Here is a 13,391-nt window from a genome sequence, read left to right as displayed (position 1 = left end):
GTGAAAACTTTAGGTACCACACATTCGGTCACAGGCATACTTATTGCAAATTATGAGGGAGATCATAAAAAGGTGATGTAAAAAATTTGTAATCATATTCATTAAGATTACCTAATAAAGATATAAACAACAGTATTAACGATAAAACATACTGCTGTCTGTTCTTACAAAATCGCTCTCAATTGATCTGAAATAACCGCAAAATATCAGTATCATGAAAAAAAACGACCGCATCGCAATTATCGGAGGCGGACCTGCCGCTCTGTTCGCCGTCAAGCATCTGATCTCCGAACAGGTATTACCCGAAAAATTATTCATCTTCGAAAAAAGCGACCGGCTGGGCGCAGGAATGCCTTACAGTGAGAGAGGTGCCTGCCATGAGCATGTAGCCAATGTTTCTGCGAATGAGCTTCCTCACCTACCTGAAACTTTTACTGATTATATTAAGCGGAAACCCTACCTTCAGGATCCTGATTTCAGTGATTACAGAAATCTTAACGAATACCAGGTGATTCCTAGACTGCTGCTTGGAAATTATATGGAAGAACAGTTTAAGCTTCTCTTAAACCAGGCAAGAAAGCTGGGAATTGAAGTAAAAGTGTACAAAGAAACGGCAGTTACCGATATCTTGAAAAAAGACGACGAACTTTTCCATATCACAACCGATAAAGGAGAGGAAATTATCTGTTCCACCTCCATTCTGTGTACCGGTCACCACTGGCCGAAAAAGCATGAGGAGAAAATAAAGGGATGGTACGATTCTCCTTATCCTCCTTCCAAGTTTACCGGACATACCAATCACGCGGTGGCTATTCGTGGAACTTCACTAACTGCCGTTGATGCGGTAAAAACATTAGCTCACCTGAACGGTATTTTTACTAAAAAGGATAACGGATATACATACACCCTGCATGAAGAAAGCAAAAATTTTTCAATGACTTTATTTTCCAAGAGAGGTTATTTACCGGCATTGAGGTTCCATTCCGAAGGAAGTCCATATTCGGAAGGATGGATTATGTCGCAGGAAGAAATCTATGAATACAAGCAGAAAAACGGCGGATTTGTAGACCTGGATTATATTTTTGAGAGAAATTTCAAAAAGCCCCTGCAGAAAAAGAACGGTAAATTTTACGATGATATTAAGGATCTCAGCATTGAGCAGTTTGTTGATAAAATGCTGAGCATCCGTGACGAGCTTGACAGTTTTGAGCTTTTTAAAGCAGAATACAATGAAGCCCAGAAATCCATTGAAAGACATCAGACCATTGCATGGAAAGAGATGCTTGCTGCTTTCAGTTATGCCATAAACTATCCGGCCAAGCATTTTTCGGCGGAAGATATGATGAGGATGCGCAAAACCCTTTTACCGCTGATTTCGGTAATCATTGCTTCCCTTCCGCAGTCTTCGTACCGGGAAATCATCGCGTTGTATAATGCGGGAATTATCAATCTGATCAGTGTAGATGATGAAAGCTATGTAGAGCCGGATGCTGATGAAGGAGCCCTTTATCATTACAAGGATGAAGCAGGAAATGAAAAATCGGAACATTATAAGCTGTACATCGATGCTATCGGTCAGCAACCCGTGCAGTTCAATGATATTCCTTTTGAAGGACTTCGGAATGCAGGAAGCATCAGTTCGGGTTATCTTAAATTTAAAGATAAAAATAAAGGAGCGGAAGCTTTTGAAGAAGACAACAGCCATATCCTGAAAATAGAACCCGACTATTTTTACCTTCGGGTAGACGGATTAAACATCAATGATCATTTCCAGGCGCTGGATTATTACGGTGAGGCTACGGAAAATCTTTATATTATGACCGTTCCGTATATTGCCGGACTGAATCCGGATTATTCCGGGCTCGATTTCTGTGATACTGCCGGAAAACGAGTGGCATTGGCGATCAAGCAGACTTCTGATGCGGATCAGCTAGTCTCGTAATTAAACTATTGAATTCAACATAAAGACAGACAAAAAGTTTATTAATTTAATCAGACGGTTATACTTAAAGTAAGATAAAGCAATTGCTCTATTTTACTATAAAGCATCAGTCATGGTTTTCTAAATTGATATGTCTTTGTCTGTCTTTTTATTTATTTAAATTTACTATCTGCTTTAAATATAATTCAGCATTTAAATGAAGTCTGCGTTCTGATCAAAAAAATAAAGGAACAACAATTCGTCGTTCCTTTTAATACACTCGAAATACAATTTATAAAATTTCAGCAATAAATATAAATGTTATTCTTTTTTAAGAATTATGACTGAAATCATCAAAAAGTATTTAAACAAATTTTTCTTTTATCAGATGAGGCCGCATGACAAAAACACAAGCTCCGGCGATGACAAATAATATACCTGCCATTATAATCGCTGAAGAAGGATTACTGCCCAGGAAATTATTGAAAATATATCCGAAAGACAATGTCTGGATCAGCATCGGGATAACGATCATCATATTAATCACTCCCATATAAATTCCTCTTTTGCTGTGGTGGATCGATGGGGAAACCATAGAATATGGCAATCCCATCATTGAAGCCCAGCCGATGCCCAATGCGACCATCGGAAGGAGAATCAGGTATTCATTTTTAATAAACGGCAGGGTCATCAAACCGAAACCGGTAAGGATCAGGCAGAAAATATAGGTGTTTTTTGAAGTGAACTTATTGGCAAAAGGAACCAGGAGCAAAGCCGAAACCATCGTCACAATATTATACGAACCGTTCATCAGTCCGGTTTGTCCTACCGCTACTTCCACCTGATGAAGCACATGCTTGGCCCAGGTGATATCGGAAGCCGCTACAGAAATTCCCTTTTTGGCACTTTCCACTAAACCGTTTGCCTTTATTTCATCTGCTTCCGAAATACCATATAACGACCACTTCAGCATTGGGGTAATAAATTGCCAGTAAACAAAAAGCGCATACCACTGAAAGAGATATACCAGGGCCAGCTGCCATAAAATTTTGGGCATTTCTTTGATGGCAACTGCAATTTCTACAAAAGGGGTAATGAAGGTACTTTCTTCTTTTGCTTTTTTTAATGCGGTAAGCTCTTCTTCCGTCGGCGGAATCTCGGGAGTTTTATACACCGACCATGCAACGGAAGCGATCGAACAGAAAGACCCCAGGAAAAACGAATAATACACCCAAACCGGAATACCTCCGTTTGCTGCATTGCCTCCGAAATATTTCTGAAAAGCAAACAGCGAAAGGTTGGCCAAAGTAATTCCCGCACCCACAAATAAACTCTGCATCTGGAAACCGAAAGTCTGCTGCTCTTCCGGAAGCTTGTCTCCGATAAAGGCACGGTAAGGCTCCATTGCGGTATTGTTGGCGGCATCCAGAATCCACAACAGCCCTGCAGCCATCCAGATCGAGGAACTGAACGGAAACAGAAACAGCGCAATGCTGCAGAAAAGGGCTCCCAGCAAAAAGAACGGTTTCCGGCGCCCCCATTTTGGGCTCCATGTTTTATCGCTGATGGCACCAATCAAAGGCTGGATAAGCAGGCCGGTAATCGGGCCGGCCAGGTTGAGGATCGGCAACTGTTCGGCGTGGGCTCCCAGAAAAGAATAAATGGGATTAACCGCGGTCTGCTGCAGCCCAAAGCTGTACTGAATACCGAAAAATCCGACATTCATATTCCAGATTTGCCAGAAGCTCAGGCGGGGAATGATTCTTTTTGCATTCATAAAGTCGGGTTTACAAGTTCATAGTTTTTTCCGAGGATAAGATCCGCATTATTTTTGAAATTCCGGATAATCTGATGTTCGATTTCCAATACTTTTTCTACAAAATCACTTTGCTCGTCACGGTTCCTTTTCATCCGGTTTTCGTAAGTGTCTTTGTAATTTCGGTCGATAAAGATTTTAAAATCAAATCCGTTCAATTCTAAAATATAGGTTCCTTCCACAATCACGACATCATATTCCGACGCATCGAATTTTTCCGTTCCGATGGTATTTTCGTTATAACTGACCAATGGCTTTTCAATTTCAGCCGCTTCGTTTTTGAAAGCACTCATATTCTGGGCAAGCTTTTCCAGATCCACTTCATGAATCCCGACATTCTCAAGAGACTTCAGCCGGTTTTCGTGGTTGGTTCTCGGAGGAAGTTTAAAATAGTCGTCCATTTGTATAATGACGCTTTTTACTTGTTCCTCTTCCAAGACTTTCTGCAGGGCAAATGCCGTCACCGATTTTCCGCTTCCGCTTTCCCCTGCAATGCCTATGGCTATTTTGGGTTTACTTCCAAATGAAAAACTTTCTTTTAATTTAGCTATGATTTCTCTGGCAGGTGCCAGATGTCTTTCTTCCAATTCTATAATATCACCTATCATTTTGTCATTTTTTATTGGTGGTTAGGTTTAACACAAAAAGCGCAAAGATTTTTTTACTACTGCCTGTTTTCAAGTTCGAAATTGCTCCGACCATGCTCATCAACTTGATGAAGCAGATCTAAAGCTTTTGCAACTTTCATTTAATTTTAGTTTGTCATCAAAAGATATCCTGATGCTGAAAAGCACAGCTGATCCGTTCCTAACGGCAGTAATTTATCTGTAGAATAATATTCCCTGAAATGCTCTCCTTTCTCCTGCATCAGTGCTTCGTATTGAGCCAGGATTTTTCCGGGAATCTCATGAAACCCTTTTCTTTTAAGCCCGAGACAGAGCCAGCCCAGAAAGATCGGCCACGATCCTCCGTTATGGAAATGATGTGGTTCGTTCTTGAAACTGTAGCTGTAGTTGTTTTCCAGTAGCCGCCAGTCGTCATCCCCCGGGTAAATAACCGGATAAAAAACAGGCAGCATCCAGTGGTTGAATTCCTGATGCACCGATTCCAGAAAATCTGAAAAAGCATTAAAATCCAGGTCAAAATCCAAGAGGATAGCCAGGGCATTTCCGGCCAGGTCGAACCGGTCGTCGTAGCCATTGGCATTCAGGGAAGCCCAGAAATAAGGCTTTGCCTGCGTTTTGGCATATGCAGTTTCATGGTATTTTCCGGAATTAGAATCCGTTTTATAAAAGTTTTCCTGTATCAGTTGTTGTGTGTTTACGGCCTCTGCCTTTAGTTTTTCATCATTATAAATTTCTGCGGCATTTTTCAGTGCCCAGTAGCGCAGGACATTATCGTATAAAGTATATCCGGACGTTACGTACTCGTCTGCCCAGTTTCCGCCCAATGGGCTGTATACGAGTCCCCGCTGGTTGTATTCCCAGGTTTTCAGGCAGGAAAGCGCCTGGTAAACCGGCTGCTGAAGCTGGCTTTTAAGAACTTCTTTTCCTGGCTGCTTCAGGTATTCGCAGGTGGTAACGATCCACCAGGTCGTTGCATCGGTCCTGCCAACGTGCGTTCCGTAACTTGCTTTGCCATTTACCACATTGGAAGGGATCTGTCCGTTTTCTGCCTGATGCTTGGCCAGAGTAAGGATCGATTTTTCCAGTCCGGCAAGAATTTCGCCGTCGTTGATCAGAATTCCTGCGTATCCCGTCATCATGGAATCTCTTGCCCATACCCTCGCATAATTGTCCCGCTGCTGTGCAGAGGCCAGAATACCTTCTTCGGTAATGGCTTTTCTGATAACTTCAATGGCTTCTTGTTTAAACATAATGCTGTTTTTGAAAAATGTGGAATGAACCTTACGGCTCATTCCACGGGTGTAAATTATTAAAAGTCAAATTTTACGCTTGCGCTGTATGTGCTTCCGGGAAGAGTTCTGGCCCGTACGATACCGTTTCCGCCAACGATAGAACCCTCTTCTGCTTCCGTAACTGCGATGGTATTAAAGACATTGTTCGCATTTACGCTTACGGAAAGATTTTTCATCACCTGGTAAGAAACATAAGGGTTTACGATCGCGTAGCCCGGCATCATCAGCTTGTTGGAATCCTGGGTGTATGCTTTTGTCGCACCGATCAGATAGAATCCGATGTTCAGTTTATCCATATTGAAATTAGGATTTACAGAATACATAAACTTCGGTGTTCTTCTCGGCATGTTCCCGATAATGGTAGGATCAAGCGCATTTTTGATTTCGGCATGGGTATAAGTAAGCCCTGCTTTTACGTCAAAACTTTTGCTGATTCTGTAATATCCGTCAAGCTCCACTCCCAGCGACTGGTATTTATTTTCCGTTTTTCTCTGGGTGGTTGCTTCGTAATTGGCTTCTTTTGTCCCGGCATAGAAGAGTGTGGTATTCAGGAAGTAACCTGCACCTCTCAGTTTGTATCCCGCTTCCACCTGGTTTACTTTATTTACTTTTACCGCATCCAGTGCCGGATCATCGTTATTGGTATAGTTGTATCCGGAAAATAAAATCCGGTCCGCCGAGGCGCTTCCTCCCTGGCTCACTCTTGCAAAAACGGCGTTCTTATTGTTCAGCGCATAGTTCGCTCCTACGGAATATCCGAAGATTCCATAGCGGTAGTTTACAGGAACGATGATGTTATCGTTTGAACCCACCATCTGTTCAGGAATATCGATCACTCCGTTTCCGTTCATATCACGGCTCGTGTAAGTTACATTAGCGCCGGAGAAATAGCCTGTTACTTTTCCGATGTCGTATCTTGCGCCTGCATCAATCGTCAGTTTATCGGTAGCGTTGATTTCCACCTGAGCGTGTGGAGCGGTAATATCATATTTTGTATTGTAATCCCTTTTCAGGTTGCCCCAGTCTTTCATTCCGTAGTTCAGCAGACCGTGATCGGTAATCAATGTACCTGATGTATTTTTCACATCTACCAGTCTTGCATTATTATCGCTTACTTCCTGAATGTAATTGTTCCACTCCCATGACATGTTAATGTTCTGGGTAGATTTGTACAATCCTGCGTTGAACTTTACCCCATCCCATTTTTTGCTGATGCTGAAATCATTCACAAAATTATTGAAATTGTTAAGCTTTACATTAAACAGGGCCAATTTCATATAATAGGCATTCATGTCCACCGGCGTATTGGTTCCTGCGTATACAGCACTTCCGAAATTGGTAAAGTTTCCTGCAGTAAAGAAATCACTTCCTTTGCTTACACTGGCAGGAAAAGGAGCAATGAACTGTCCGTTATTGGCCGAATAGCGGATCTTTTCGTCAAACTTCCATCCTTCTCCTAAATCATAATTAAATTCGGCACCGATGGTTTTTGAAATGGAATGCATTCCGTCTGCAATATCGCTGTTAGAGATATTTCCGTCGTTTCCTAATGTACGGTCATGCTGAAGATTGATCGTCTGCAAAGCACCAGTAAGGATGTTATAGCTTGGTAAAGAAGACCATTTCGGATCCGAATCTGATCCGGTAACGCTTACTGGCATCGGCATGTAAGCAGCGGTTCGGTCATCCAGAAATTTAGCATACACCCTGAAGCTTCCGCGATCGAATTTTTTAAGTAAGGAAAGCCTGAACTGTCCTCCGTTGTTGGAATTGAATCCGGTTTTTCTCGGTCCGTCACCAATGCGGTAGAATCCGCCCACTGCTGCATAAGTTCCTTCTGCGATCCGGGTTCCGTAATCGAAATCCGTTCTGTAATTCTTATAATTAAGGCCCATCTGCTGAGTGATGCTTCCGCCTTCCTTCTCCCCTGTTTTGGTAATGAAATTAATAATCCCCGCCGGAGAATTGCTGGCAAAAACGGATGCAGAACCTCCTCTTAAGGCTTCTACTCTGGAAACAAAGGAATCAAATCTAGTAAACTGATCCTGGGTACCGAAAGCAATATCCCCAAACTGCATTACCGGTAGCCCGTCTTCCTGGATCAGCAAATATCTTGAACCTCCTGCAGAAACCGGAACCCCTCTTACGGTAATGTTCGAGTTTCCTTCACCTCCCGAAGATTCGGAACGGATTCCCGGAATGGTACGGAAGATCTCTGCGGTCGTTCTCGGTGCTGCATTTTCTATGTCTTTCATCTTCAAAGTAGAGATCGAAGTACTGGTTTTGATGGAGGCTTTCGGATTTGCATTTCCGGTAACCACCACCTCGTCGATGGCTTTGCCTCTAGTAATTGTATCATTTTCCGTACTCTGGGAGAACATAAATGCGGCGGTATTCATCGCACCGAAAATCAGCAGTCTGGTAAAAATTTTTGATTCCATATTTTTAGGAGTTTTTAATTATGGTCTAAAAGTATTTTTTTTACCCAATGCAAAATACGGTTTATCGGTTGTGTTAAATTAGTATTAATTTCAACCGTTTGCGCAAACGTTTGCGGTGGATAACTTATTTTTATTTTAACTTTTTGTTAACTTTTATTTTTAAAATATTAACAATTTTTAACTTAATTTTAGCCTCTAAATATCACTAAATTAACCCAAAAATAGCCTCCATTAACCCAAAAATGAAAAGAGTCACTATAAAAGATATTGCTGAAATGCTTAATATCAGCGTTTCCACGGTATCCCGAGCCCTTAAAGATCACCCTGATATCAGCCATGCCGTAAAGGTGCGGGTAAAGGAAACAGCGGCTACTTTTAATTATGTTCCCAACGATTTTGCTATCAATTTCCGGAAAAAGTCTTCTAAAGTTATCGGCCTGATTATTCCGGAAATGTCGATGTTTTTTATTCCTTCAATTATTAAAGGAATATCTTCCGTTCTTCACCGGGAAGGATATCATTTCTTTGTGCTTTCGTCAGAGGAATCCCTCAGCATGGAGGAAGAAAATATCATTACCTGCATCAACTCAAGGGTCGACGGGATCCTGATTTCACTTACCAGGCATACCAAAGACCTTTCGCACCTTCAGAAAATAAAGGAAATTGAAGTTCCCGCCGTTATTTTCGATAAGACAATTCCGCAAAGCTTTTTTGAAGAGATTATTTTTGACAATAAAATGTATGCGGAAGCGGCGGCTGAAAAGCTGATTGATAGCGGCTGTAAAAAGATCCTTGCCATTTTCGGAGACGAAAATCTTGAAATTACCCAGGCAAGACGGGATTTTTTCCTGCAAAAGATAAGTATACATCCGGAAATTGAATATAAAGTTATTTATTGTGAATCGGCTGATAATGTAAAGGAAAAATTAAACATCATTCTGGATTACGAAACCTTCGACGGCTATTTTGCCATGAGCGACGAAACACTCGCCGGACTTCACAGCTCCCTTATCAAAAAGAAAGTACAGACTTCCGCTGTAAAAGTCGTGGCGATTACCGAAGGGATCCTTCCCAAATATCTGGACGAATCGTATGAATGCGTCATTAACGACGGCTTCAGTATGGGAACAATGGCAGCAATGAAACTTCTGAACCTGATAAAAAACAGAAATACCGTTATGGCTGAAAAATAGTTTCTTCTTATGATCTCCGGATAAGGCTGATTTCATATTCTGAAAGCTAAATTTAAAACAAGTGATGAAAAATTTGTTTCATTACGTGAAGATTGGCTTTGTTTTTGCCAGCCAACAGTATTATGAAAACAATTTTTATCGTTGAAGATGAGACAGGCATCAGAGATGCATTGCAGTTGCTCCTGTCATTTGAAAACTATGATGTGCGTTCTTTTTCCACTGCGGAAGCGTTCAATAAAAGAGATAAATCCGTAGTTCCGGATATATTCATCCTGGATGTAAGATTGCCTGACGGCTTGGGAACTGATCTGTGCAATGAGCTGAAAGCAGATCCCCTGACATCAAATACTCCTGTTATGATCATCAGTGCGCACGCCAAGGAAGCCCATGTCATTAATTCCTGTGAAGCAGATGTATTCGTATCAAAACCTTTTGACATTGATGACGTAATCGTTAAAATTGAAAACCTGATTGGCAATCTTCAGAAAAGCTGATCCGTCGCTTATTAATATATTGACCTCCGGACTAAAAAGTCCGGAGGTCATTTTTTATGGTGAAAGTTCAGAGGTAATTATTTCCAGTAGCTCCACTTGCTTCCGTCGAACACCGCAATGGATTTGCTGACGGTATCGAAGCACATCATTCCGGGATACGGGCTTTTAACGGTTGAATGCGGATTCTTAATATGCGGAAGAATCATCGCCTTATTAGTAGATTCCAACACCAAAGCTCCTTTGGCACTGCTTGATGATGAACCGATAATGACACCATTGCTTGCTTCAGTTCCCGTTACAGGAATTACAGATGAAGAACTTCCGGTATCCGTCATATCCGACCAGTTTCCGTTCTCAAACATTCTGACCTTCTGGGTCTGAATATCAAATAAAAAGGTTCCGTTCTGCGGGTGATTGGTGGAAGGATTAACTGCAGTAAAAACGGGAGAAACTGCTACGGCAGGAACAATAAGCCCTTTGCTGTTTGCTGTTTCTGCATCATCCGGAGCGGTCGTCTGTGTCATTCCGGAAAATTCCAGCACAGAGCTGCTTCCCGTAAGCGACTGTTTCCCAATCGAAACCTGAGCGCTTATAAGATTTCCGATTCCCAAAAACAGGATAATATATTTTCTCATGATTGATTTAATAAAGGTTTTAGTCATTACAGCTTCGTTTTATACAGTTCCAAGCCGATCCGTTGTAGAGTTTTATACACTGTGCACTGCGGTCGTACACTACCATTCCTTTTACCGGAGCTGTAATAACGGAAGTATCCGCTACCCTGGTAATGACAAAGCCCTTATCTGATGATTCCAATGCCAAAGCACCGTTCGGAACACCACCGTTGCTGATGCCAGGACCTACCGGCCAGTTTTTGTATCGTAATGCATGAGTAGATATTCCTAAATCCGCATATGTATCGGGAGTTCCGGTTAACCCAGGTTTTGTACAGTAATCGACCGCTGTGGTAACGGTTGCCTGATTGCTCGTTAAGTTGGCCGCATCTTTAATCGTATAGCCGAAAGGAGCCGTAGAATTAAAGAAATTGGTAACCGGGGTGAAAGTAAGCAGTCCGCTGTTATCCACCTGCCATGTTCCCTGACCATTTACACTGAATCCTTTGACCAAACCGTTGCTGTAAACCAGATTACCTGCACCCGAAGGCGGTAATAAATTAATGGAAGCCGGAACAAGTGTTCCGGAATTGGGATCCGAATCGTTCCCGGTAAGCAAAAAGGTTTTAGCATTGTTTTTTTCTACGGACAAGTGATCGTTGCCTGCTACCGGCGGCTGATTGATTCCGAAATTGTTACCGGTGGACGTACTGTTGCTTAAAGTAACGGAAAGGCTGGCAGAAGTAGTTCCTGCGCTGTTCCCCACTACCTGAAACCCTGATGGGCTCACTACATCTACCCGGTATGGTCCCTGGTTGGTATTGGTATTGATATTATCAAAAAAATAAAATCCCGACGCATTGGTTACCGTGTTTCTGATTTCGGTATTATTGCTGAAAAGCTTAAGCGCAACTGCTCCGATGCCGTTTCCATCCGGAGTTCCGGCATTGTTATCATTAAACACGCTTCCCGTAATACTGGCTGCGAAAGTAATTGATTCCTTATTATAAGCTCCGATAAAAGCAAGATCCGATGTCCCTGAAAAGGACTGGATAAGCTTTACGGCCTGCTGATAATTTGCGGAGGTAATACCGAATTCCGACCAGTCTGCAGCCAGTACCCTGATATCCCTTTCACAACCGGAAGAAGTCCCGGCATTATACGCAGGCGGATTCACATTGGCATTATAGAATTTCCAGCATGCCCTTCCGATGCTCGGAACATTGCTGAAAGCAACCGAATAAGTAGTTCCTACAATATTTCCGTTGACATCTTCAAAATGATAGGTATCATTGGCAGAGGACGGATTCCCCATCTGGGTAAAAATAAGATCCGGCACACCATCCCCTATCGAGGCGGCCACAATACCCATCGTATTCAGGCTGATGCTTGAACCCTGGGGAATATTGAAAATCGCAGAGCCCAGCCCGAGCCCGTTTACTCCGTCTGAAAGATACTCCACCATATTGTTGTTTACGGGCACCGGTGAAACGTTGCCGTTTCCTCCGTACATTTTTCCAACTCCGATAAAAGTGCTGCCCCCCGGCGTAGGAATATTGTAGATCGGAAGCGAGATGAAAGTTCCGGCCTGGAATGTCACTCCGCCCGTAGTGAGCGCAGCATCATTCACCCCGGTACTATACGTAATAGGCGCGTGAAGCGTTCCGCTTCCGTCTGCATCCCATCGGAAAGCAAGGAGGTTGTGGCTGTTATCGGGTTGTATGGTACTGGAACTGTCCCAAAAACCACCGAAATCTGAATAAATTCTGGAAACTGCCTGTTGGGCATCGAGAGATAGGGACATAGAGAATAGCCCTAAAAGTATTAGTTTTTTAAGTGTCACTTTACAGTTTTACAAGGGTGCAAATATATGAATTTTAATCAGTTTTACGTTTAAGCATATTACATTATTTTATTTTTGTGGTACCTTTTGTTTATCTTTTTCCTAAAAAATGCGAAAAAACTAATGATTATAAGAATCTGTAGTTAAAATTTTTAACTGACAATCAGTACTTTTGGAGAAGCACTTTACTATTATGGATGATATCATTACTCCACTTTTAGCTTAACTACAATTCTAATTGTTGTAAAAAATATAGCTAGAAATTACAATTACGGAGCAAATCATGTGAAAATCCGGGAGGATTAATAGCGATTATTCTACGCTCTGCAAGGCTGCCAGGGAGGCAATGGCTGATGTTTTGCATGATCAGCCGTATGAATTGGATGTCTATACAACTGGATTTTAGAAAAATTTTTATCGGTGACCTCAGTTTCGGTTTTGCTGCGGAAATTATCATCAGAACCCTGCTGATGTTCAGCATGGTACTTTTGGTATTGCGTCTTACGGGGAAAAAGGGTGTACGGCAGCTGTCAATTTTTGAGGTAGCGATTATCATCGCCATGGGTTCCGCCGCCGGTGATCCGATGTTTACAAAAGATGCCGCAATTTTTGTTTCATTAATCGTTTTTGCGGCAATCATTATTCTATACCGTTTAATTACTTTCTGGGCCAGCAAAAGCGAACAGTTTGAAAAAGTAATTGAAGGAGAGCCGCTCTATGTAATTGAAGAAGGCCGATTTGTTTTACTGGATAATCAGAGCCACACTTTTGCAAAGGATGAATTTTTCGCAGAGATGAGACAGGAAAGCATAGAACATTTGGGCCAAATCAAAACAGCCATTCTGGAAACCAACGGCAACATCAGCTTTTATTATTATCCTGATGAAGAAGTAAAATACGGGTTGCCCGTACAGCCTAAAAAATATGATCAGAAATCGGTACAGATTCCTACCCCCGGGATGTATGCCTGCACCTATTGCGGCACTACGGAAAAACTGGAAAGAGGCCCGGCACACTGCCCGTCGTGCAAAAGAAACGAATGGGTAACTGCCATCAATCCGGTTAGAATTACTTAAGATTCAGATTGGGATTTATTTAATTTTAAGTACTCATCCTTCCTTATAATCTTCAATTTTTATGACCTAAATATG

The 13,391-nt window shown here is 42.0% G+C and carries 10 protein-coding genes; 4 read left to right on the top strand and 6 right to left on the bottom strand.

Annotated elements, in window-relative coordinates:
- The first annotated feature begins 214 nt into the window (after nt 1-214).
- Nucleotides 215-1,942, top strand: a complete 1,728-nt coding sequence (locus tag QE422_RS10610) for an FAD/NAD(P)-binding protein (RefSeq protein WP_307457823.1) — start codon at nt 215-217, stop codon at nt 1,940-1,942.
- A gap of 343 nt (nt 1,943-2,285) precedes the next feature.
- Here the strand turns inward: QE422_RS10610 and QE422_RS10605 are convergent, their stop codons facing one another.
- The 4 genes from QE422_RS10605 to QE422_RS10590 all read right to left on the bottom strand — a co-directional run bounded on the left by QE422_RS10605 (nt 2,286) and on the right by QE422_RS10590 (nt 8,096).
- Nucleotides 2,286-3,698 carry an MFS transporter gene (locus QE422_RS10605; protein ID WP_307457820.1) on the bottom strand — a complete coding sequence of 471 codons (1,413 nt, stop codon included), beginning with the start codon at nt 3,696-3,698 and terminating at the stop codon, nt 2,286-2,288.
- On the bottom strand, nt 3,695-4,345 hold the full coding sequence (locus QE422_RS10600) for a uridine kinase (RefSeq protein WP_307457818.1): 651 nt from the start codon (nt 4,343-4,345) through the stop codon (nt 3,695-3,697). Before QE422_RS10600 ends, QE422_RS10605 begins: the two co-directional genes overlap by 4 nt.
- 146 nt (nt 4,346-4,491) lie before the next feature.
- A complete protein-coding gene (locus QE422_RS10595) occupies nt 4,492-5,613 on the bottom strand; it encodes a glycoside hydrolase 100 family protein (RefSeq protein WP_307457815.1) in 1,122 nt (373 codons plus the stop codon).
- Between the two features lie 59 nt (nt 5,614-5,672).
- Nucleotides 5,673-8,096, bottom strand: coding sequence for a TonB-dependent siderophore receptor (locus tag QE422_RS10590; protein ID WP_307457813.1), 2,424 nt, complete (start codon nt 8,094-8,096; stop codon nt 5,673-5,675).
- A 242-nt stretch (nt 8,097-8,338) separates the two neighbouring features.
- Between QE422_RS10590 and QE422_RS10585 the strand changes: the two genes are divergently transcribed.
- A complete protein-coding gene (locus tag QE422_RS10585) occupies nt 8,339-9,289 on the top strand; it encodes a LacI family DNA-binding transcriptional regulator (RefSeq protein ID WP_307457811.1) in 951 nt (316 codons plus the stop codon).
- 122 nt (nt 9,290-9,411) lie between these two features.
- Complete coding sequence (locus QE422_RS10580; RefSeq protein ID WP_307457807.1) at nt 9,412-9,783, top strand: response regulator transcription factor; 372 nt, start codon at nt 9,412-9,414, stop codon at nt 9,781-9,783.
- Nucleotides 9,784-9,860: 77 nt separating this feature from the next.
- On the opposite strand, the gene QE422_RS10575 is transcribed toward QE422_RS10580, so the two are convergent.
- Together QE422_RS10575 and QE422_RS10570 are read right to left on the bottom strand one after the other, a co-directional pair.
- A complete protein-coding gene (locus tag QE422_RS10575; RefSeq protein WP_307457803.1) occupies nt 9,861-10,418 on the bottom strand; it encodes a hypothetical protein in 558 nt (185 codons plus the stop codon).
- 19 nt (nt 10,419-10,437) lie between these two features.
- Nucleotides 10,438-12,201 carry an Ig-like domain-containing protein gene (locus QE422_RS10570; protein WP_307457800.1) on the bottom strand — a complete coding sequence of 588 codons (1,764 nt, stop codon included), beginning with the start codon at nt 12,199-12,201 and terminating at the stop codon, nt 10,438-10,440.
- 422 nt (nt 12,202-12,623) lie between these two features.
- Here QE422_RS10570 and QE422_RS10565 point away from each other — a divergent pair, with 422 nt between their 5' ends.
- A complete protein-coding gene (locus QE422_RS10565) occupies nt 12,624-13,316 on the top strand; it encodes a DUF421 domain-containing protein (protein ID WP_307457798.1) in 693 nt (230 codons plus the stop codon).
- Nucleotides 13,317-13,391 lie beyond the last annotated feature (75 nt).

Origin of the sequence: Chryseobacterium sp. SORGH_AS_0447, from assembly GCF_030818695.1 — a bacterium.
GTDB lineage: Bacteria > Bacteroidota > Bacteroidia > Flavobacteriales > Weeksellaceae > Chryseobacterium.
The sequence above is the reverse complement of the archived record's forward strand: the minus strand, read 5'-3'. Positions and strand labels throughout refer to the sequence as shown.